General features: G+C 67.1%; 14 protein-coding genes. 6 read left to right on the top strand and 8 right to left on the bottom strand.

All coding sequences use genetic code 11. The features are described from left to right. The first annotated feature begins 17 nt into the window (after positions 1–17). The 4 genes from XarjCFBP7645_RS01900 to XarjCFBP7645_RS01885 all read left to right on the top strand — a co-directional run bounded on the left by XarjCFBP7645_RS01900 (position 18) and on the right by XarjCFBP7645_RS01885 (position 3287). Entirely contained in the window at positions 18–494 is a 477-nt protein-coding gene (locus XarjCFBP7645_RS01900) for a chemotaxis protein CheW (RefSeq protein WP_104536033.1), read from the top strand. Between the two features lie 235 nt (positions 495–729). Continuing rightward, the gene (locus XarjCFBP7645_RS01895; protein WP_104536032.1) at positions 730–1302 is read left to right on the top strand and encodes a GNAT family N-acetyltransferase; all 573 of its coding nucleotides are present in this window, start codon (positions 730–732) and stop codon (positions 1300–1302) included. A gap of 192 nt (positions 1303–1494) precedes the next feature. Then, positions 1495–2559, top strand: coding sequence for a N(4)-(beta-N-acetylglucosaminyl)-L-asparaginase (locus XarjCFBP7645_RS01890; protein WP_104536711.1), 1065 nt, complete (start codon positions 1495–1497; stop codon positions 2557–2559). Next, positions 2556–3287: a copper homeostasis protein CutC gene (locus XarjCFBP7645_RS01885; RefSeq protein ID WP_181126130.1), complete on the top strand. Its 732-nt coding sequence runs from the start codon at positions 2556–2558 to the stop codon at positions 3285–3287. Before XarjCFBP7645_RS01890 ends, XarjCFBP7645_RS01885 begins: the two co-directional genes overlap by 4 nt. A 536-nt stretch (positions 3288–3823) precedes the next feature. Here the strand turns inward: XarjCFBP7645_RS01885 and XarjCFBP7645_RS01870 are convergent. Continuing rightward, on the bottom strand, positions 3824–4936 hold the full coding sequence (locus tag XarjCFBP7645_RS01870) for a sialidase family protein (RefSeq protein WP_104536030.1): 1113 nt from the start codon (positions 4934–4936) through the stop codon (positions 3824–3826). Positions 4937–5046: 110 nt separating this feature from the next. On the opposite strand from XarjCFBP7645_RS01870, the gene XarjCFBP7645_RS01865 reads away from it, so the two are divergent. Next, positions 5047–6426, top strand: a complete 1380-nt coding sequence (locus tag XarjCFBP7645_RS01865) for an alpha-L-fucosidase (protein ID WP_104536029.1) — start codon at positions 5047–5049, stop codon at positions 6424–6426. A 321-nt stretch (positions 6427–6747) separates the two neighbouring features. Continuing rightward, the gene (locus tag XarjCFBP7645_RS01860) at positions 6748–7077 is read left to right on the top strand and encodes a RebB family R body protein (protein WP_104536028.1); all 330 of its coding nucleotides are present in this window, start codon (positions 6748–6750) and stop codon (positions 7075–7077) included. Between the two features lie 62 nt (positions 7078–7139). On the opposite strand, the gene XarjCFBP7645_RS01855 is transcribed toward XarjCFBP7645_RS01860, so the two are convergent. The 7 genes from XarjCFBP7645_RS01855 to XarjCFBP7645_RS01825 form a co-directional block, all read right to left on the bottom strand. Beyond that, positions 7140–7355 (bottom strand): hypothetical protein, encoded by a 216-nt coding sequence (locus XarjCFBP7645_RS01855; protein ID WP_016904393.1) that lies wholly within the window; start codon positions 7353–7355, stop codon positions 7140–7142. A 318-nt stretch (positions 7356–7673) separates the two neighbouring features. Next, positions 7674–9515 carry a glycoside hydrolase family 35 protein gene (locus XarjCFBP7645_RS01850; protein WP_104536027.1) on the bottom strand — a complete coding sequence of 614 codons (1842 nt, stop codon included), beginning with the start codon at positions 9513–9515 and terminating at the stop codon, positions 7674–7676. 49 nt (positions 9516–9564) lie between these two features. Continuing rightward, a complete protein-coding gene (locus tag XarjCFBP7645_RS01845; RefSeq protein WP_104536026.1) occupies positions 9565–11907 on the bottom strand; it encodes a GH92 family glycosyl hydrolase in 2343 nt (780 codons plus the stop codon). Between the two features lie 135 nt (positions 11908–12042). Beyond that, positions 12043–13503, bottom strand: a complete 1461-nt coding sequence (locus XarjCFBP7645_RS01840) for a glycoside hydrolase family 125 protein (RefSeq protein ID WP_104536025.1) — start codon at positions 13501–13503, stop codon at positions 12043–12045. A 448-nt stretch (positions 13504–13951) separates the two neighbouring features. Next, complete coding sequence (locus tag XarjCFBP7645_RS01835) at positions 13952–16621, bottom strand: glycoside hydrolase family 3 C-terminal domain-containing protein (protein ID WP_104536024.1); 2670 nt, start codon at positions 16619–16621, stop codon at positions 13952–13954. A gap of 237 nt (positions 16622–16858) precedes the next feature. Next, positions 16859–19540 carry a beta-mannosidase gene (locus XarjCFBP7645_RS01830; RefSeq protein ID WP_181126115.1) on the bottom strand — a complete coding sequence of 894 codons (2682 nt, stop codon included), beginning with the start codon at positions 19538–19540 and terminating at the stop codon, positions 16859–16861. A gap of 21 nt (positions 19541–19561) precedes the next feature. After that, complete coding sequence (locus XarjCFBP7645_RS01825; RefSeq protein WP_181126113.1) at positions 19562–22048, bottom strand: family 20 glycosylhydrolase; 2487 nt, start codon at positions 22046–22048, stop codon at positions 19562–19564. Between the last annotated feature and the right edge of the window lie 75 nt (positions 22049–22123).

Genomic DNA, 22123 nt, shown 5'->3' with positions numbered 1-22123 from the left:
AGATCGGAACAGGTGCGATGAGCTACGCCAACAATGACGAAATCCGCGGCGTTTTGATCCAGGCCGGCCACGAGCGCGTGCTGCTGCCGAACGCCACGGTGGCCGAGGTGATGTCGCGGGTGGCGGTCGAGCCGATGGCCGAAATGCCGCGCTGGGTGGTCGGGCGCATCGACTGGTACGGCTGGAAGGTGCCGCTGCTGTCGTTCGCGCGCTTGAGCGGGATGGGCGAGGAGCCGACGGCGGTCAACAACAAGGTGATCGTGCTCAAGGCGCTGGGCGGCAATCCGGCGCTGCCGTATTTCGCCTTGCTCACCGCTTCGTTCCCGCAGCTGATCTCGGTGCCGCGCGATGGCCTGCTGGCCGACGCGTCCGAAGATGCGCTGCCCGACGGCGTGCACATGCGCGTGCTGCTGGGCGAGCAGAGCGCATTGCTGCCGAACCTGGATGCGATCGAAGCGCAGGTTGCGCAGGCGCTTGCGGCGGTCGCCGCCTAAAGCGCCGCTGCTGGACGCCGCCGCTGCCGACGTGCGGGTAGTGTCGGGATGGGGATCGGGACAGAGCTGCACCGGCCAGTCGGGCGTGCCCCTGCTGCGTGCAGTCCATGATGACACGGCAGATGCCCGAGCCTTCTTGCTGCCGTTGGGCAACCGTTTGCGGGGGCGTGATCTGTATGCATCAGCCTGATCCACGCAACACGCACGACGCGCGCAAGGCGCGATCGTGGTTGTCATGAGTCTGCCCGTCTTTGCCCGCGTCGAGCACGCCGAGGGTGTGGTGCTGTGTGATCTGGCCATCGTCGATCCGGCGGCGATGGCCGACTACCACAGCCGTAATCGCGCGCATCTGGCCGCTGCGATGCCGCTGCGGCCGCCGGCGTTCTACAGCACCGACGGCTGGCGCCGCCTGAGCATCGCCTATCGCACCGCAGTGCCCGGCGAACGCGAGTTGCAACTGGTATTGCTGCGCGATGCGCAGGTGATCGGCACGGTCGGCTTCACCCAGATCCAGCGCGGTGCCTTCCAGGGCTGTCATCTGGGTTACGGCCTGGATGCGCAGCAGCAGGGACGCGGTTTGATGCAGTGGGCCGCCATGCAGGGCATCGCGTTTGCGTTCGGCCCGCTTGGCCTGCATCGGGTGATGGCGCAATACGTCCCCGACAACCTGCGCAGTGCGCGTGTCCTGCAGCGGCTGGGCTTTCAGATCGAAGGCTATGCGCGCCGGTATCTGCAATTGAACGGCGTCTGGCGCGACCATGTGTTGACCAGCAAATTGCGCGACGACGCTGACACCTGTGGCGGGTGAGTCTGTCTGCCCTCGTCGTGGGGCGGGCAGGCTACCGCGCGCGCAATGGGCCGGATGCAGCGGTCGTTGTGCGCGGATCCGCGGCCGACAGCGCCGCAAGGCGGTTTATCCGCGCGCGGCGCTGCCGCATGATGGAAGACTGTCGCCGCGCAGTGCGGCTGGCTGTCTTCTTCCCGCATGGAGTTCGCCCGGATGATCCAACGTCGTCACTTCCTCAAGAGCGCCACGCTTGGTGCGATCGCTTCCGGCCTGGCCGGGTGGGGCGCACGCGCGCAGGCGGCCGTCGGTGCCGGCACGGCCGGACGCGTTACCGCGCTGCCACACGGCGCGGCGCGGGTGATTTCCACCTGGGATTTCGGCATTGCCGCCAATCAGGCGGCCTGGAAAATCCTCGGCAGCGGCGGTAGCGCACTGGATGCGGTGGAAGCCGGCGTGCGGGTGCCCGAAGCGGACCCGAGCAATCCCACCGTGGGGCTGGGCGGCTACCCGGACCGCGACGGCCGGGTGACGCTGGACGCCTGCATCATGGATCACCTGGGCAATTGCGGCTCGGTGGCGGCGCTGGAAGATGTGGTGCATGCGATTTCGGTGGCGCGCGCGGTGATGGAAAAAACCCCGCATGTGATGCTGGTCGGCGACGGCGCGCGACAGTTCGCGCTGGAACAGGGATTTGCGCAGACCAGGCTGCTCACGCCCAGCTCGGAAGCGGCGTGGAAAGAGTGGCTGAAGACCTCGAAGTACTCGCCGGAAGCCAATATCGAAAACCGTGCCTGGCGCGATGCGAAGCTGCCGGGCGGCAAGGACAATCACGACACCATCGGCATGCTGGCGCTGGATGCGCACGGCAACCTGTCCGGCGCGTGCACCACCAGCGGCATGGCGTGGAAGATGCACGGGCGGGTCGGCGACAGCCCGATCATCGGGGCGGGCCTGTATGTGGACAACGAGGTCGGCGGTGCGACCTCGACCGGCGTCGGCGAAGAGGTGATCCGCAGTGTCGGCAGTTTTGCGGTGGTGGAAATGATGCGCCAGGGCAAGTCGCCTGCCGATGCCTGCCGCGAGGTGGTGATGCGGCTGATTCGCCGCAAGCCCGAACTCACCCGCACCTTGCAGGTGGGGTTTCTGGCAATGAACAAGCGCGGCGAGGTGGGGGCGTTCGCGATCCAGAAGGGTTTCAGTTACGCGGTCTGCGATGCGCAGCGGCAGGATCTGCTGGTGCCCGGCGAAAGCCACTACACCGCTGCGCCTGCAGCATGAGTGCGTTGGGGCTGGAAGTGGCCGCCGATTCGGTGGGGTCGGCATTGGCGGCGCAGGAAGGCGGTGCGATGCGTGTCGAGCTCTGCGGGGGCCTGGATGGCGGCGGGCTGACGCCATCATTCGGCACGCTGGCGGTGGTGCGTGAGCGATTGCAGATTCCGCTGTACGTACTGATCCGTCCGCGCGCGGGCGATTTCGTCTTCGATGCGGCGGAGGTCGAGGTGATGCGGCGCGATGTGGAGCAATGCGTGCAGTTGGGCTGCGATGGCGTGGTGCTGGGCGCGCTGGATCCGCATGGGCAGGTCGACATGGACACGATGCGGGTGTTGATCGCCGCAGCCGGTTCGCTGGGTGTGACCTTTCATCGTGCGATCGATGTCAGTGCCGATCCGTCGCGCGCGCTGGAAGATGCGGTGACGCTGGGGTGCGAGCGCGTGCTGACCTCCGGTGCACGTGCGAGCGCGCTTGACGGTATCGACACCATTGCCGCATTGGTGCGGCAGGCGGGTGATCGCATCAGCATCATGCCCGGTGCAGGCGTGTCCGAAAGCAATGTACGTGCGCTGCGTGCCAACACCGGTGCGCGCGAGTTCCATGCCTCCTCACGTGGGCCGGTTGCGGCGCAGGTGCATGCGCCGCATGCGCACATCTCCGACCTGGGCGGCGATTACCAGCGTACCGATGTGGCGCGGGTGCGGCGGATCGTGGGGCTGTTGCAAGAGCTGTGAGGCGCTGCGTGCCGATTGTGGAGCAGGTGAGCTGGGACCTTTTTGCATGCTGGGGCTGGGCAATCCAGGTGAAGCGAGCGCAAAGCATCTGATCTTGTGCTTCGTTGCAGGGCCCTTGCCCGCCCACCATCTTGGGACACGCCGCAAGTACGTCCTTGTAGGCTCTGGCGTGGCATCCATGCCGCTCAAGGTCCCGCGACGGTGGACGGACAAGGACCTGTCGAGATGGTCGGTATGCGTGGACAAAAGCAGGGGCACTGTGGAAGAAGCGAGCGCAAAGCATCTGATCTTGTGCTTCGTTGCAGGGCCCTTGCCCGCCCACCATCGCAGGACACGCCGCAAGTACGTCCTTGTAGGCTCTTACGCGGCGTCCATGCCGCGTAAGGTCCCGCGATGGTGGGCGGGCAAGGACCAGTCGGAATGGTCGGTGTGCGTGTTTGCAAGCAGAGCATGATGGATGCCGCCAAGGGCCTCCACGGACGGGGTCACGGCGTGTCCCAGAAGTGGTGAGGGCACCGCGCCCTCAATCTCTCGATCTATTGCGCACTTCCGGGCAGTGATTGGGGCGATCTCGTGTCCTCTGCCTCGCTGCCGAGACGTGTCGGATCCAGGACGACATGCCTGATACGTTGGCGCTTCCAGGTGTAGCTGATATGGACCAGGCCATCGCGGGTCTGGATCACCGCCGGATAGGAGAACTCGTCTTTTGCGCTGTTTTCCAGCGTGATGGCGCGTTGCCAATGCACGCCGTCGCTCGAGAGCGCCACCGCAAGCGTGCCGCGACCGTCCCACCAGTCCTTGCCGGCGATACCGGGGTTGTAGACCAGCAGGGCGCGGCCGTCGCGCAGCATCACCGCGTCGGTGCCGGAGTTGGGGTTCTCCACGTCCAGCAACTGCATGGGGTGCCAATGCAGGCCGCCATCCTGCGAGAACGTACTGAACAACCTGTTCTGCTGGCTGCGCCCGAGTAGCTGCACGCGCCCGTCCGCATGCAGCAGGACGCTGGGCTGGATCGCGCCGATCACCGCCGGGTCGTTGAGCGGCATGCCGCGTTGCCAATGCGCGCCGTCGTCGTCGCTCCATTCCAGATGCGCGCGCCAGCCGCGGTCTTCGCTGCTGCTGGGCGCGAGGATGCGCCCATTCGGCAACTGCACCGGCTTGTTCTTGATCGGGCCGAGAATGCCGTCGGGCAGGCGCTGCGGTGGCGACCAATGCGCACCGTCATCATCCGAGGTGATACGCAGGCCCCACCACTGTCGCGGATTGGGGCCGAGCTTGTAGTACAGCTGCGCCGGGCCGGTGCCGGATTGGAACAGCACCGGATTCCAGGCCGGCAGCGCCGCGCCATCCGTGCCGGCATGCGCGCCGTCGGCGATGCGTCGCGGCGGCTGCCATTGCTGCGCGCCGCGCTGCGCGAGCCAGATACCGACATCGGCCGCTCCCTCCTGCGCGCCGCCGAACCAGGCCGCCAGCAGCGTGCCGTCGCGGGTTTCCAGCAGGGTGGAGGCGTGCGCCTGCGGCGTCGGTGCAGGGTCGGCGATGAACTCGCTGAGCACGATGGGCGAGCACGGCGGCGTGCGCGATTCGGCCTGGACTGCGAAGACGGCAAGGCTTGCGGCAAGGCAGCTCAGCAGGCGTGACGGATGCATCGTGGTCCAGTCCTGTGCAGATTTTAAAGATACCTATTTATCATCTATTAAATACCATATGCTCTGGCCATCCAGGCGGCCGTGGTCGCCCACCACTGCGAGGACCCGCGATGTCATCACACCCGCTCTCCCCGTTGCGCTGGCTGGCCGCGCTCGGCCTGACCGCGCTGACCCTGCCCACCGCCATTGCGCAGAACTTTGCCGAGGTGAAGCCCTCGCCGCAGCAGGTGGCGTGGCAGGACCTGGAATTCGGCGTGATCGTGCACTTCAATCCCAATACCTGGCTGGACCAGGAGTGGGGCGACGGGACCGCCAGCGCCAAGACCTTCAACCCGACCAATGTGGACCCGGGCCAGTGGGCGCGCGCGGCCAAGTCGGCCGGTGCGAAGTACGTGATCCTGGTGGCCAAGCATCACGACGGATTTGCGCTGTGGCCGACCGCCGAGAGCAATTATTCGGTCAAGAGCAGCCCGTGGATGGGCGGCAAGGGCGACCTGGTCAGGCTCACCAGCGATGCGGTGCGCAAGGAGGGCATGGGCTTTGGCGTGTACCTGTCGCCGTGGGATCGCCACGAGCCCAAATATGCCGATTCCAAGGCATACGACAAGTTCTACGCCGCGCAGTTGGTGGAGCTGGCCTCGCACTACGGCCCGATCACCGAGTGGTGGCTGGACGGCGCCGGCAGCGCCGGCCACGTGTACAACTTCGACAAGTACATGGAAGAGCTGCGCACCTATCAGGCCAATGCGATGGTGTTCGCCGACACCGCGTTGTTCGAGTACGGCGACGTGCGTTGGGTGGGCAACGAGGCCGGCTTCATCGAAGGCGAAAACTGGAACGTGATCGACCGCCATGGCTACCTGCGCTGGCGCCCGGTGGAGGTGGATACGCCGTTGCACAAGCTGCAGTGGTTCTGGCACCCCAATAGCGATCAGACGCTCAAGAGCGTGGATGAACTGGTGGACATCTGGGAAAAGAGCGTCGGCCTGGGCGGTCAGCTGGTGCTGGGTCTTGCACCGGACAAGCGCGGACTGTTGCCGGAAGCCGACGTTGCACGCTTGCAGGAACTCGGCCAGGCGCTCCAGGCGCGCTACGGCGCGGACAAGAATCTGGTGGCCGGCAATATCAAGAAAACCGACGGCATCGACGCGGCAGTGGACGGCGATCGAGAAACATTCTGGAGTGCGCCGGCCGGTTCGCATAGCGCGGTGCTGGAGCTGCAGTTCAAGCAGCCGGTGACCTTCGACAGCGCGCTGAGCATGGAGTGGATCAACGACGGCCAGCTGGTGCAGAAGTATGCGGTGGAAGCCTGGCAGGACGGCAAGTGGGTGCCGCTGGCCAAGGCGCAGGCGATTGGCCGGATGAAGATCGATCACTTCGCGCCGGTGACCGCGTCGCGGGTGCGCCTGAACATCCAGTCCGGTGCCGATGCGGTGCATATCCGCGAGTTCCAGTTGTTCAATACCGGCAAGGGTGCGGCTGCGCGCTGAGCGTGGTTGAGCGGTGTGTTGGCACGTAGCGAACATGCCGATTGCCAGGCCGGCTCCGATCGGGAGCCGGTCAGCCATGTGGTGACAAGTGTTATCGCACAGCGGTTGCGCGCGGCCACGATGTGCCTGCGACGCAGATTGCGTCGGTGTGCTGCAAGGGTTCAGTCGTACACGCGCAGGCCGTTATCGAGATGACACGGTATGCAGTTGGGGCTGGCGCTTGCCCGGTGGACTGCGAAGCGATCAGTGGCTGCGGCTGGCCTTCGGCGCAACCGGGCTGAGCGCGTAGTGCCGTGTATCCATCCACCCAGGAGCACGCACATGGCGTTTCCCACCGCAGTCAACGACCAGATCACCGATACCGTCACGCAGGCCAACGTCAAGGTCATTGGCGAGGCGCCTGCAATGGCGATGGGCACGATCTACCAGAGCATGGCGCATTCGACCGACATCCTGTTTCAGAACGCGGTATCGGCGCAACAGCAGCAAAACACGCTGTCGCAGGCCGCCGCCAATCAGGGCGTGATGCAGATCTACAGCCTTGATACGACCGCCTCGGCGGCGGATGTCGAGAAGGTCGCGCAAGCAGGTGTCGCCGACAATCTGACCAGTCTGCTCACCGTGCTCAATGCGTTCAACACCGGCAAATAATGGCGGCTGGCGACAGCGGCAGTGCTGTCGCCAATGTTGCTGACGCGAGTGCGTCGGTGCACTCAGGCCGCGTCGTCGTCGCGCGCCTGCGGTGGCAGCAGGATCTGCGGCTGCTTGGCCGAGTGGGTCTGGCACAGGAAGGTCATCAGGTGCGCCGCTTCGGTGCTGCCGATCGGCTGGCTGGGCGCGGGCTTGCTGTGGACGTGTTCGGCGAAGGCGTGCTGGGTCTGCTCCGGAACCGCGGAGACAGGGTCTTGCGTAACGGTGGACGAGGACATGAAACGCTCCTGGAACTCACGATCTGACCGTCGCCCGAGGGGACGACGGGAATGCGCCACTGCCTTTGCACAACGGCGTGAGCCGGTGATCTTGCCTGGAATGCGATCGGTCCGATACCGCACAGGTAGCAGACGCTGCGCGGGCAGCGGACCTCCAGATAGCGGCACGCACGCGGCAGTCTGAAGGGGCGCCAGTCCGGGAGCGCCCGGCGGGTTGCCGCGCGGTTGGTTTGGGCGTCGGCGGGCATGGGTATGCGGCTTGCGATCGCCATCCCGGACCGGTGCGTGATCGTCACCGGCCCGCCATCCGCGTGCCCGTTACTCCTTCGGCGTGATCCATACCTGCTGCTGCAGGCCGCGCACGCCGGGCTTGGCGGTGCTGTCCAGGTCGAACACCACCACGGCGTTGTCGCCCTTGCGCTGGAACGGCGCCGGGAAATACAACGCCCGCTGCGGGCCGATGGCCCAGTGGCGGCCCAGGTTGACGCCATTGGCCCAGGTCACGCCCTTGCCGAAGGCGCGCATGTCCAGATAGGTGTCGGTCGGTGTGCCGATGCGCAGCGTGCCGCGGTGGAAGGCCGGGCCTGCGACGGGAGTGCGGGTCCAGCCGCGGATGCTGTCGGGCGAGCGCATCGGCAGCGGGAAGGCCTGCCAGCCGGTGAGCTGCTGGTTGTCCAGCAGCACCGGGTCGACCAGCCCGGCGCGGCCGTCGGCCATGCGTGGGCCGTAGTTGATGCGGCCGCTGTTTTCGACCAAGACATCCAGTGTGTGCTGGCCAGCCGGAATATCCACATCGGTGGAAACCTGCTGCAGCCGGCGCTCGACGCTGCCGACCGGCTTCTGGTCGACATACACCCGCGCCGCATCGCGCACCTCGCCCAGATACAGCGGCCCCTTGCGCGGGCCGGTGACGGTGGTGCGGTAGAGGATGTAGCCGTAGTCCTGGCCAAAATGTTCCATCGGCTGCGGCGTGTCGATGGCGATCGGGGCGGGCAGGTTGTCCCACAGCGAGGCGGATTCGCGCAGTTGGGTGTCCGGCAGTGCCGCGATCGCGATCGGCTTCGGCAGCGCGGGCGGCTGCACGCCGGTGACGCGGGCGATGGCGTCGCGCATCAGCGCAAACTTGGGGGTGGGGCGGCCGGCTTCGTCCAGGATGGCGTCGTAGTCGTAGCTGGTGGTCTGCGGGGCGTAATGGTCGCTGGGATTGCCCTGGAAATTGGCACCATTCATGAAGCCGAAACTGGTGCCGCCGATGAACATGTAGAGGTTGGCCGAATGCCCCTGGCGCAGGATCCACTCCAGTTCTTCGGTCTGTTGTTTGGCGTCGGTGCTGGCGTGCGGCTTGCCCCAGTGGTCGAACCAGCCGGCCCAGTACTCGCCGACCATGCGCGGTTGCCCGGGGCGGAACTTGATCAGTTTGTCGAACGCGCTCTTGGCCTCGCCGGGAGCGAAGTTCACCACCGCCAGGGTGTCCGGCAAGGTGCCGTTGGCGAGCATGTCGGCGCCGTCGGAGGTGAACAGCAAGGCGTCGTCGAAGCCGGCCTTGACGTACATGGCGCGGTTGTCGGCCATGTAGGCGTGGTCGTCGTCGTAGGAGCCGTATTCGTTCTCGACCTGCACGGCGATGATCGGCCCGCCGTTGTGGTTGAGCAGCGGACGCACCTGTCGGGACACGGCATCCAGATAGGCCTGGCTGGCGGCGAGAAAGCGTGGGTCGCGGCTGCGCACGCGGATGTTGTCCTTGCCGAACAACCAGGCGGGGTAGCCGCCGGCTTCCCACTCGGCGCAGGTGTAGGGGCCCGGCCGCAGGATCACGTTGAGGCCTTGCGCGGCGGCTTCGCGTACGAATGCGGCCACATCGTTGTTGCCGGTGAAGTCGAACCGGCCCTGCTGCGGTTCGACCAGGTTCCAGAACACGTAGGTCTCCACCGTGTTCAGGCCCAGTGCGCGCGCCTTCTGCAGGCGGTCTTTCCAGTAGTCACGCGGAATGCGCTGGAAATGGATGGCGCCGGAGAGCAGTTGATACGGCTTGCCGTCGCGCACGAACTGCGTGCCCTGGGTGCCGAAGCTGGGCCAGGTGTCGGTGTCGGCGGCACGGGCGGCGACGGGAAGCGCCAGCGCGAGGGCCAGGACGAGGGGGCTGAGGGTGCTGCGCAACATGGGCGATTCCCGGCGGTAACGAGTGACGAGTGACGAGCAAGAACAAACATCAAGCAAACGAAGGCGGCAGATCCTCCTTGTTCGCGCCGAAGGCCGGATTCGGTTTGGCGCCCATGGTGAATTCCAGCGTGCCGCCAGCGGCCAGGTCGGCATGCCGCATCCAGCTGCGGTTGGTCGGTTTGCCGTTCCAGCTCAGCGACTGCACATACACGTTCTGCGCGCCGCTGTTGTGCGCGACGATGCGCAGCGTACGGCCGTTGCCGACATCGAGTTCTGCGCGCTTGAACAGCGGGCTGCCAAGGACGTAGTTGCCGCTGACCGGGTCCACCGCATACAGCCCCAGCGCGCTGAGCACGAACCAGGCACTCATCTGCCCGCAATCCTCGTTGCCGGACAGGCCGTTGCGCGCATCGTGGTACTGCTCGCGCAGCAGCCGGCGCACCATCGCCTGGGTCTTGTACGGCTGGCCGGCGTAGGCAAACAGATAGGCCACGTGATGGCTGGGCTCGTTGCCGTGCGCGTACTGGCCGACCAGGCCGTCGATATCCGGTGGCGCATCGGCGGGCAGTTCGGAGCTGGTGGAAAACAGCTCGTCGAGCTTGGCGACGAAGCCGTCGCGGCCGCCGTACAGGTCCATGTAGCCGTACAGGTCGTGCTGGTTGAGGAAGCTGGCCTGCCAGGCGTTGGATTCGGTGAAGTCGCGCCACTTGCCGATGTGGCCCATGCCGCGCGGATCGAACGGTTTAGCCCAGCTGCCGTCTTCCAGGCGCGCCTGCACGAAGCCGCTGTCGCGATTGAACACGTTGCGGTAGTTGCGCGAGCGTTCGCGCAGTGCGCGTGCATCGTCGGTGGCACCGGCGGCCTGCGCCAGATGCGCGCAGGCCCAGTCGTCGTAGGCGTATTCCAGCGTGCGGCTGACCGCTTCGTCGACCTTGTCGGCGGGGATGTAGCCGAGCGTGCGGTAGTCCGCCAGGCCATGGGTGGTGTCGTCCATGGCGCGCTTGCGGTAGGCCGGCCAGGCGGCCTTGTAGTCGATGCCGGTGAAGCCCTTGGCATGCGCTTCGGCCAGCACCACGGCCGAGTGGTAGCCGATCATGCAGCCGGTCTCCACGCCTTGCAGCGGCCAGATGCCCACGCCATCCGGGCATTCGTTGGCGCCGCGCACCAGGCATTGCACCAGGTCCGGCACGCGCTCGGGCTGCACCAGGGTGAGCAGCGGATGCGCGGCGCGGTAGGTGTCCCACAGCGAGTAGGTGCTGTAGTTGTGATAGCCCTTGGGGGCGGTGTGGATCTGCAGGTCCATGCCGCGGTAACGGCCATCCACGTCGCTGAAGAGGGTGGGCGCGAGCAGGCTGTGATACAGGCCGGTGTAGAAGATGCGGCGTTGCGCGTCGTCGTCGCTGTCGATGCGTACGCGCGCCAGTTCCTTTTCCCAGGCGGCCACGGCTTGCGCATGCACGCGGGCGAAGTCGAAGTCGGGCAGTTCCGCATCCAGGTTGGCCAGCGCATTGTCGGCGCTGACCGCCGAGATGCCGACCTTGATCAGCAGCGGTGCGTCGGCTGCGTCGGGGTAGTGCAGTGCGGCCTTGAGGTGCACGCCGTCCACGCTGCGCGTGCCTGCGGCCAGCGGTTGGTCTTCGTTGTACAGCTGCACCTGTTTGAACGGTCGCGACAGCCGCATGGCGAAATAGATGTAGCGCCCCTGCGCCCATTGATGGACGCGCCGGCCGCCGGTGAGGGTGCGGTCGTCGACCACGCGCAGTTGCGCGTCGGTGATGCGGGTGGGGATGCCGGGTTTGTCCTGCATGCCGTGGCACAGGTCCAGCAGCACATGCGCCGGCCTGCCCTTGGGGAAGTGGTAGCGGTGCAGGCCGGCGCGCGCGGTGGCGGTGAGTTCGGCATGCACGCCGCTGTCCTTGAGCCGCACGCGGTAGTAGCCGGGCGAGGCGGCTTCGTCGGCATGGTCGTAGCGCGAGCGGTAACCGCTGTCCGGTGCGTCGAGTGCGCCGGGCACCAGCTTCACTTCGCCGGTGGCGGGCACCAGCAGGAAGTCCAGCATGTCGCCGATGCCGGTCCCGGACAGGTGCGTATGCGAGAAGCCCATGATCGAGCCGTTGGACGCGTGATAGCCGGAGCACGCATCCCACACCGCGTTGTAGGTGTCCGGGCTCAGCTGCACCATGCCGAACGGCAGGGTCGCACCGGGGAAGGTGTGGCCATGGCCGCCGGTGCCGATGAACACATCGACATGGCGGGTGAGCTCGGCGCGGGTGCGCGCATCGGCCGGCAGTGCGTAGTTGCCGGCGCGCGCGCGCGCGCGCCCGGAGAGGCCTGCGCCGCCGAACAGTGCCGCTGCGATGGCGCCTTGGAGAAAACCGCGTCGTGTTGCCATGGTGATGTGCTCTTGGATGTCACGAAATGGGGCGGGCCGTACCCTCATCCGCCCTTCGGGCACCTTCTCCCGGCGGGAGAAGGGAAGATCAAGCGCTCTGCAGTTCCGCGTTGGAAGGGCGGGCCCTTCGCAAAATCAGGCGCTGCGCAGCAGCTGGGGTTTGCGTTGGTGCAGGTCGATGATCAGTTCGCCGAACAAGGTGTTGGCCCAGGCGAACCAGTCGCGGGTGAAGGTGCTCGGGTTGTCCTTGTCGAAGGCCTCGTGCATGAAGCCGGTGCCGGCATGGGTGGTCTTGAGCCACTGCAGGCATTGGCGCAGGTGTGCGTCGTCGTCGCTGACCAGGGCGTACTGGATGATCGACATCGGCCAGATCGTGCCCATGCCGCTGTGCGGGCTGCCGACGCCTTCGGCGGCACTGCCGCGCGAGAAATACGGGTTGCGTTCGCTCCAGGCCAGCTGGCGCGTGCGCAGGAACACCGGGTCGGCGCGGTCGCAGCAGCCCAGGTAGGCCAGGCTGAGCAGGCCGGGGGCGTTGGCGTCGTCGATGAACAACTGGTTGCCGTAACCGTCCACTTCGAATGCCCAGTACGACTGCCCATCGGCGTCGCGTTGCTGGCCAAACTTGCGCGTGGCGGCTTCCACTTCGTCGGCCAGCGCGGTGCAGTCGGCGGCGAACGCGGCATCGCGATGCAGGGCCGTGCTCATCGTTGCCAGCTGGCGCAGCGAAGCCACCGCGAACAGGTTGGCCGGCACGAACAACGGATACACGCAGGCATCGTCGGAGGGGCGGAACATCGAGTGGATCATGCCGTTGGGCCGGGTCGGCTGGCCGTAGCCTTCCAGCACCAGGGTCTCGGTCGCCAGCGGCGAGGGGCGCTGGAACACGTACGGGCCGCGGTCGTCCTTGCGCTGCTGTTCGCGAAAGGTCTTGACCACCACGTGCATCGCCGCGCGCCAGTCGTCGTCGAACGGGGCGGCATCGCCGGTGGCGCGCCAGTATGCGTGCGCGATGCGGATCGGGTAGCACAGCGAATCGATCTCCCACTTGCGCTCGCCCACGCCGGGCTTCATCTCGGTGATGTCGTTGAGCGACCACTTCAGGCGCTGGGTCTGGCCATCGGGCAGGAAGGCGTTGGCGTAGGGATCCAGCCGGATACAGGCGGCCTGGCGCTGGATCAGGCCATGGAACATGCGCCGCAAGGCGGGGTCGCGCCTGGCCAGTGGCACATACGGGTGCACCTGGGCGGAGGAGTCGCGCAGCCACATCGCATGGATGTCGCCGGTGATGACGAAGGTGTCCGGCTTGCCGTTGCGGGTGCCGGTTTCCACCGTGGTGTCCAGCGTGTTGGGGTAGCAGTTCTCGAACAGCCAGGCCAGCTCGGGGTCGGCGATGCGCGACTTGATCTGCACGATCTGCTGCTCGACCGCCTTGCTGACGAAGCGGCGCTGCGCCTTGGGCGGGCGCTTGCTGACGAAGTTGCCGGCAGCGGTGGAGGTGCCGGCAACGGGGGCGGCGAAGGCGGGCAGTGCGCCGGCGAGCAGGCCGGCGCCCGCGCTGGCGCCCAGCAACTGGAGGATGTCGCGGCGGGTGTGCATGACCTGGAGCTCCCTGGGATTTCAGCAAACGGTCGACGCAGTGGACTTCCTTGCAGCGGCGGCATCACGTGCCGGCCCGAGGATCAGACCTATGCATGACCAATTCCCGATGACCATACAACGTGTGCGCCGAATGTGCATAGTGCACCCGCACAATTCGGCGCCGTACGCGTGGCCTGCAGCCGTGCCCGCGGCGGCTGGTCGGCCTCACCCGCGCTCGCGCAGCACCGTCCTTCGCTCGAGCGCATGTCCGCGCCGCTAGACCGGCACTGCGCAGTGGCCATCGTCCTGCGCATGCCGCCCGGACAACCTTCTGCCAGCATGCGCCGCGACGGGCTACGTGCCGATCGCCGGATGGATCAGCAACGCCTTGCAGGCGTCCATGTGGCTGCCGCCGAGCGCCGGCCATGACAGCCGACGCCTGTTGCATGTCGCGCAGATGCCCCGCTTATTTCGGCAACGGCGAACGCCCCGAGATCGAGAACGCTGCGGCCTCGCCAGCCGCGCCGGAGTCAGGCTGGCCACCGCCGACAAACAGCGTGTAATCGCCGGCTTCCACCGCACGCTGCCCGGTGCGATCTACATCGCTCAGGGCGCGCGCATCCAGGGTGAAGCGCAGCGTGCGCTGCTCACCCGGTTGCAGATGCACGCGCTGAAAGCCGACCAGGCTGCGCAACGGAGACTGCGGGCGCTGCGGATACTGCAGATACACCTGCGCCACTTCGTCGCCGGCACGCGTGCCGGTATTGCGCACGGTGGCGGTCACCTGCAGGGTGCTGCCGGCTTGCAGGGTTGCAGTGGACAGCTGCGGCGCGCCGTAGGCAAAGCGGGTGTAGCTCAAGCCGTAGCCGAACGGAAACAGCGGCTCGCCCTTGAAGTAGCGATAGGTGCGGCCCTTCATGTCGTAGCTGACGTAGGGCGGCAGGTCCTTGGTGGAGCGATAGAACGTCACCGGCAGGCGCCCGCCGGGGTTGTCGTCGCCGGCCAGCATGCGCGCGATCGCGGTGCCGCCGGACTGGCCCGGATACCACGCCGCCACGATCGCATCGGCGTGCGTGCTGGCCCAGTTCAAGGCCACCGCGCTGCCGCTCATCAGCACCACCACCAGCGGCTTGCCGGAGGCCTTGGCGCGTTCGAGCAGCGCTTGCTGCGGGGCGGGCAGGGCGATGTCGGTGCGGTCGCCGCCGTCGAAGCCGGGCACGTCGATGCGCAGCTCCTCGCCTTCCACATCCGGCGACAGGCCGACGAAGGCCACCACCGCATCGGCCTGCGCCACCGCCTGCTCGGCCTCGGCCAGTTGCGCGGCTGCCGGTGGCAGCCACTCCAGGCGCACGCCCTGGTCCTGGCCGCGGTGTTCCATCTCCAGGCGGATCCTGCGCGGGCGGGTGTCGTCGAAGTGCAGCACGGTCTCCACGCTGCGGCCGTCGGCGTTGTGCATGCCGGCCGGCACGTGCTTGTCTTCGGCATTGCCGGCGACCACCAGCTTGTCGTCGACGTACAGCCGCACCGGGTCATGGCCGGCGCAATCGAAGCAGCGCGCCACCCGCACCGCCAGCGTGTAGTCGCCCGCGCTCGGCGGCAGCAGCTCGCCGCTCCAGCGCACCGCGTAGCGGTCGGCCGGCACGCCCTTTGCGGGGGCGACCTGGTCCCAGTTGAAACTCACCGTGCGATCCTGCCGCACCACACGCGGCGCGCCGTCCAGATCGACAGTGTCGAAATACTCGCCACGCAAGCCCGGCTTGCCGTCGCTGCGCAGCGCGGTTTCCGGAATCATGCCGGGCACGCCTGCGGCCAGCGGCGCGCCTTGCGCATAGCTGACCTGCTGCGCGCCGAAGCGCTGGCGCAGGCCGAGCAGGGGCGTCACCGGGTCGGACGAGGTGCCTTGATAATTGGCTTCCAGCGCCGCCAGGGCATCGGCATTGGGGCCGATCACCGCCAGCCGCGTGCCGGCCTTCAGCGGCAAGGTATTGGCCTGGTTCTTGAGCAACACGATCGACTCGGCGGCCGCTGTCAGTGCCAAGGCACGATTGGCGGCGTTGTCGATGTCCTTGGCGCCGAGCCTGGCATACGGATCCTTGCGCGGCGCTTCCAGTTCGCCCAGGCGATAGCGCGCGGCGAACAGGCGCACCAGCGACTGGTCGAGCAGGGCTTCGTCCACTTCGCCGCGTTCGATGGCAGTGCCCAGGGCGCGGTACGCGTAACCGCAGTTGAGATCGTGCCCGGCTTTGAGCGCGGCGGCCGAGGAGCCGGCGTTGTCTGGGCGGAAATAATGGAACTGGGTCATGTCGTCCACCGCATCGCAGTCGGACACCACAAAACCCTTGAAGCCCCAGTCGCCACGCACGCGGCCGTTGAGCAACCAGTCGGCCGCGCAGGCCGGGGTGCCGTGCAGCGCGTTGTACGCACACATCACCGAGCCGGCCTGGCCGTCGATCAGGGCGGCGCGGAAGGCGGGCGTATAGGTCGCCTCCACGTCGCGCGGCGACACGTCCACATCGAAGCCGTGCCGGCCCGGCTCCGGTCCGCTATGGACGGCGATGTGCTTGGGCGTGGCGATGGTGCGCGGGTGATCCAGATCGTCGCCCTGCAAGCCGCGAATGAAGCCCACCGCCAATTGCCCGGTGAGGAAGGGATCCTCGCCGTAGGTTTCCATGCCACGGCCCCAGCGCGGGTCGCGGAAGATATTGATGTTGGGCGACCAGATGGTCAGGCCCGCGTAGCGCTTGTGATCCTTGCCCGGGCCGCCGGCCTGATTGAACTTGGCGCGCGCCTCGGTCGACACCACCGTGCCCACCTGCTGCATCAACGCAGTATTCCAGCTGGCCGCCAGTCCGATCGATTGCGGAAACACCGTGGCGTAGCCATTGCGTGCGATGCCGTGCAGGCCTTCGCTCCACCATTCGTAGGCGGGGACGCCCAGGCGCGGAATCGCCGGCGCATCGTTCATCGCCTGCGCGACTTTTTCCTCCCGGCTCATCTGCGCGACCAGGGCGGCGGCGCGTTGCTCCGGCGTCGCATCGGGTCTTGTTGCGGCCAATGCCGGCGCGCAGATCAGCGGCAGGCCCACGCCCAGACTCAGCGCGACCGCCAGGCGGCATGGAAACACGGACAACGACATCTGCTCACTCCTGCGGGGCGGCGACGGGCCGTCACGCGTTGTTCTTGGATTGCCCGCAGCGACACCGCGGGCGGCGGTTGATGACACGCGGGGCGGTGGTGGTTGCCGATCAGGCACCGGATCGGGCGCGACCTGCGCCTGCCACTGCAGCCGCTGCGCCACGCGCCGTCTTGGCTGACGGCGCAGCGCCCTGATGCGAGCGCTGCGCCATCGTCCGACGCGTGTTCCCGGCGCGGCTTACTTCGGCTCCGCCGGCTCCGGCGGCGCGCCGGCCAGCGTGCCGGCCAGATTGCGGACCTGCAGCGTGGACTGCAACTGCGCCAGCGCGGCCTTGCTGCTCACGTGCACGGTCAACGGCTCGCCCGGCAGCAGATCGAACGCGTTGTCCGACAGCGTGGCATCCACATCGCCGAACGATAGCCAGACCTCGCGTGCCAGCGTGTTGCTGGACAGCGTCAGCGCGTAGCCATCGCCATCGGCGCGCCACTGGCTGTCGATCTTCACGGCCGGCAACGCCAGCTGCTTGGCCGGCGCAAAGAACACCACCTCGCGCGACAGCAGCTTCTCGCCGTCGAACAACTCGAACACCGCATAGCTGCGCTTGGGATCGGCGCTGCCCAGCAATTGCTTGTCGCTGAAGTTGCCCACCTGCAGGCTGCCAAGCGGTTTGACGGTGGCCTTTTCCTCGCGCTTGCTCAGCAGCTTGCCGTCCATGTTCATCACCCGCATGCGCCAGCGGGCCGCCAGCGCAGTGGTGCGGTCGGACACCAGCGACACCTCGGTCTGGCCCTTGTCGTTACGCAGTGCGGCGATCAGCTCCGGCGCGTAGAACCGGCGGGCGTGGTAATGCAGCGCCTTCCAGCGGCCGTAGTAGTCCACGCTGGACCACGACGCACCCGGCCACACATCGTTGAGCTGCCAGTACAACGAGCCCATCGATTGCGGGCGCGAGGCGCGCAGATGCGAGGCGGCCAGGTTGATGCCCTCGGCCTGCATCAGCTGGCTCAGGTAGACGAAGCTCTCGAAATCCTTGGGCTCGCCGAACTCGCGCCGGATGTACAGCATCAGCCGCTTGTTGCCGTTGCCCTTGTCGAACTTCTGATGCACACGCATCACCGGCGATTCCGGGTCCATGTCGCCGGGTTCGGCGAAGGCACGCACGGTACGCATGTCCGGGAACGACTGCAGGCCGTACTCGGACATGAAGCGCGGAGTGACGTTGAGGTATTCGGTCACCGGCAGCGCAGGGCCGCCCCAGACCTTCCAGTAGTGCAAGTCGCCATCGTTGGCCTGGTCGGCGGCGCCGTCGAAGTTGGTGCCCGGCGAGGTGGACCAGTACGGCACGTCGCTGTCGTAGGTGGCCACCACTTCGCGGAACACGGTGCCGAACAAGGTGGTCATGCCGCGCTCGATGCGGCTGCGTTCTTCCGGGTCCACCGACTGCTTGAACTTGACCCGGTCGCCCCAGTTTTCCCAGCCGGTCTGCACTTCGTTGTTGCCGCACCACAGCACGATGCTGGGATGGTCGCGCAGGCGCTTGACCTGGTCGATCGCTTCCTGTCGGGTGTTCTCGCGGAATTCCACGTCGTACGGCGGCACCGCGCCGCCGAACATGAAGTCCTGCCAGATCATGATGCCCAGCTCGTCGGCCACCTCGTAGAAGCGATCGTCCTGATAATGTCCGCCGCCCCACATGCGCAGCATGTTCATGTTGGCATCGCGCGCATCCTGCAAGGTGCTGCGCATGCGCTCGGGACTCACGCGCGCGGGAAACGCATCCAGCGGAATCAGGTTGGCCCCCTTGGCGAAGATCGGGATGCCGTTGATCACGATCTCCATGCTCTTGCCGTACTTATCCTTCTCGCGCCGCAGCTCCACCGAGCGCAGGCCGGTCACCCGCTTGATCTGCTGGTTGTCGCCATCGGCGTCGCGCACGCTGGCCACGAAGGTGTAGCGGTCCTGCGCGCCGTAGCCGGCCGGGAACCAGCGCTTGGGCTTGGCGATGCGCACCGGCACATCGATACGGTTCTGCCCCGGGTCGACCACCGCCTGCTGGGTGAATTGCCCAACCGACTGCCCATCCGGGCCGAGCACGTCCAGCGTCACCTGCACCGGCCCGCTGCGGCCGGCCTGCAGTTCCAGCTGCGCCTGCAACTGCGCGCTGTCGGCATCCACGCGTTGCTGGGCGATATGCAGCCCGTCCACGCGCACCGCATCCCAGGCTTCCACGCGCACGTCTTTCCAGATGCCGGCATTGACCATGCGCGGGCCCCAGTCCCAACCGAAGTTGTACGGCGCCTTGCGCACATAGGTGGAGCTGTGGCGCGACTCGGGCTCGTCGCCGAAGGCGGAATCGTAGGCGCCCGGCAGCGCGTACGGCTGCTTGGCCAGCCAGGGCTGGATCTTCTTGATCGGCGAGAACAGCTTGACCTCGAGTACGTTGTCGTCGCGCTTGAGCAGGGGTTTGGCATCCACGCGCCACTGCCGGAACATGTTGTCGGCGCTGAGCAGCGGCTTGCCATTGAGGGTGACCTCGGCAAACGTATCCAGGCCGTCGAACACCAGCTCGACATGCTCGCGCTTGAGCGTGGCTGCGTCCACGTTGAAGCGGGTCTGGTACTGCCAGTCGCTCAGGCCCGCCCACTGGATCTTGCCTTCGTTGTCGCGATAGAACGGGTCCGGCACGATCTTGGCGGCGATCAGATCGGTCTGCACCGCGCCCGGTACCTGCGCCGGCAACCAGGCCGCCGCCTTCGGATAGGTCCTGGCCTGTTCCTGGCCCGGCACCAGCCGCACCTGCCAGCCGCTGTCCAGGGGCGTTGCCGTGGGCGGCGCGGCCCAGGCCTGCGAGATGGCAACGGCCAGGGCAAGCCCGAGGCGGGCGGGGGCGGGAACGCAACGATGACGGGGCAGGGGCATGGATGACTCTCCTTGGATGGATCAGCGCGTGGCGGCGGGGGGCGCCTGCGCGGTGGTTTCAATCAACTGGACGGCGCCGATGGCATACAACGGGCCGCGAATCGGCGCGGTGAAGCGCAGGCACAGATCGTGGATGCCGGTGCGTGCAGGCAGTACGGTTTCCAGCGTGAATTGTTCGCCCACGATGGCGCTGTCGGGCAGCTGCACGCTGGCGATCAGTTCGCCCTCGCAGCCCAGGCGCACTTCCAGCTCGCCGCGACGCGTCCTGGCGGGGTACTGCACCACCTTGGATTGTTCGTGGGCCAGGCCGAAGTTGTTCGGCAGGCGTGCGGCCTCGATCCGGATCGCGCCGACGCCGTCCAGGCGCGCCTGCGGATAGAGGCGGCAGGCATGGAACAGGTCGACGTTGTAGACCGGCGTGTCGGCGCCGGTCAGCTCCGGCAGCAACGGCAGACGCAGGCCGAGCGCACCGGTGTCCACGCAATCGCGCAGGCCCTGGGTGTCCACGCGCAGCAGACCGGCACGATCGAAGGTGCGGCTGCGCGGGGCCGCCAACGCGGTGCCACCGGCATCGAAGGCGGTGGCCTTGACGGTGGTCGGCAGCTGGATCGTGAACGGCGCCGCATAGCGTGGCGATGCCGGCGTGGGATCGCTGCCGTCGGTGGTGTAGTGCAGGGTGCCTGTACCGGCCTGGGTGCCGAGTGCCACCTTGGCCGGGCCACCGGCCAGCACCGGGTTGGGGCCGCTTTCCAGTGCGATATCGGCAGCGAAGGCGCCGTCGCTGGAGTCGATGCCCAGCGCCTTGTAGCGCTGCAGCTGCGCCGGCAGGCGCGCCAGGAAATCCTTCCAGCTGCGTGCAGCCATCGGCGACCAGGTCACTTCGGCGATGGCGGACAGACGCGGGAACAGCGCGTGATCTACATGCCAGCGCGAGGGAATGTATTCGGACCACAACGCGCCTTGCGCGCCGAGTACATGCGTGGACTGCTCGGCGCTGAGTTCACCAGGTACCGGGTCGAAGGCGTAGACCTTGGACAACGGCAGTACGGTCAGGCGGCCGTTGGGTTCGTCGCTGCGCGTGGTCTGCAGGTTGTCCAGGTACAGCCATTCGCCTGGCGCAAGCACCACATCGTGGCCTTGCCGGGCTGCGGTCACCGCACCGTCGATGCCGCGCCACGACATCACCGAGGCACTTGCAGGCACGCCGCCTTCGAGGATTTCGTCCCAGCCGATCATGCGCCGGCCGTGATTGGTGAGATAGGTCGCCAGCTGCGCGTTGAACCAGCCCTGCATCGCATGCGCGTCCTTGACCCCGAGCTTGCGCATCTGCGCGCGCACCGCGGGCGAGGCTTCCCATTGATCCTTGACCGCCTCATCGCCACCGATATGGATATACGCCGACGGGAACAAGGTCAGCACCTCGTCCAGCACGTTGGTGATGAAGCTCAGGCTGCGTTCGCTAGTGTTGAACAGGTACGGGTTGACGCCCCAGTCCACACCCACCTGCGTGCGCTGGCCGGGCACGCCGACTTCTTCCGGATATGCCGCCACCGCGGCCTGCGCATGCCCGGGCATGTCCAGCTCGGGCAGCACCGTGATGTGCAGGCGCGCCGCATAGGCGACGATCTCGCTGATCTGCTGCTGCGTGTAGAAACCGCCATAGCGCTCGGGCGTGCCGTGCTGGCCGGCGCCGGGCGGGGTGCGCCAGGCACCGACCTCGGTGAGTTTGGGGTAACGCTTGATCTCGATGCGCCAGCCCTGGTCGTCGGTGAGATGCCAATGCAGCACATTGAGCTTGTGCGCGGCCATCGCATCGAGCACATGCTTGACCGTGGCCACGTCGTGGAAGTGGCGGGCCACATCCAGATGCTGGCCGCGCCAGCCAAAGCGCGGCCAGTCGCGGATCGCCACCGCCGGCACGGCGACGTCGCCCTTGCGCGCGTCCGGCGTCATCAGTTGCCAGGCGCTGATCGCACCATAGAACAGGCCGGCGCCATCGCGCGCGGCAATGCGGATGCCGTTGCCATCCACATCCAGGCTATAGCCTTCCTTGTGTGCCACCGGCGCCTGCGGTGTGCGCTCCAGGCGGATGCTGCGCGGCGAGGCGCTGGCTTCGGTGCGCACTTCCAGGGCCAGGCCGCGGGTGCGTTGCAACAGGCTGGCCAGCGACTCGGCGCTGCGGCGCACCTCGGCGTTGCCGGTGGGGATGGAGATCACCGTGCCGGTGCCGACGCGGAAACTGCCGGTGCCGCGCCTGGCTTCGGCCGGGGCGGGAATCAGGGGCAGCGGTGCGGTGGTCGCAGGCAGTGTTGCGGTGTTGCCGGGATTGGCCGCAGGTGCGGTCGCTGCACCGCGTTGGCCGCAGCCAGCCAGCACCATCGTCGCAAACGCCATTGCAAGCAGGCGCGAGGAACGTCCGTGCGATGACAGCAGGCGCGACGACAGGCTGCGCGGCAACGGCTGCCTGGATAGCGGTGAGCGCAGGCTCGGTGCGGAGTTGGACATCATGCAATCACATCCCGGTATGGCGGGGGAAACACGGCAGCCACGCACAGTAGCAAAGCCTTGCCGCATGGCGCAGGG

The organism is Xanthomonas arboricola, from assembly GCF_002940665.1.
Taxonomy (GTDB): domain Bacteria; phylum Pseudomonadota; class Gammaproteobacteria; order Xanthomonadales; family Xanthomonadaceae; genus Xanthomonas; species Xanthomonas arboricola_B.
The sequence above is the reverse complement of the archived record's forward strand: the minus strand, read 5'-3'. Positions and strand labels throughout refer to the sequence as shown.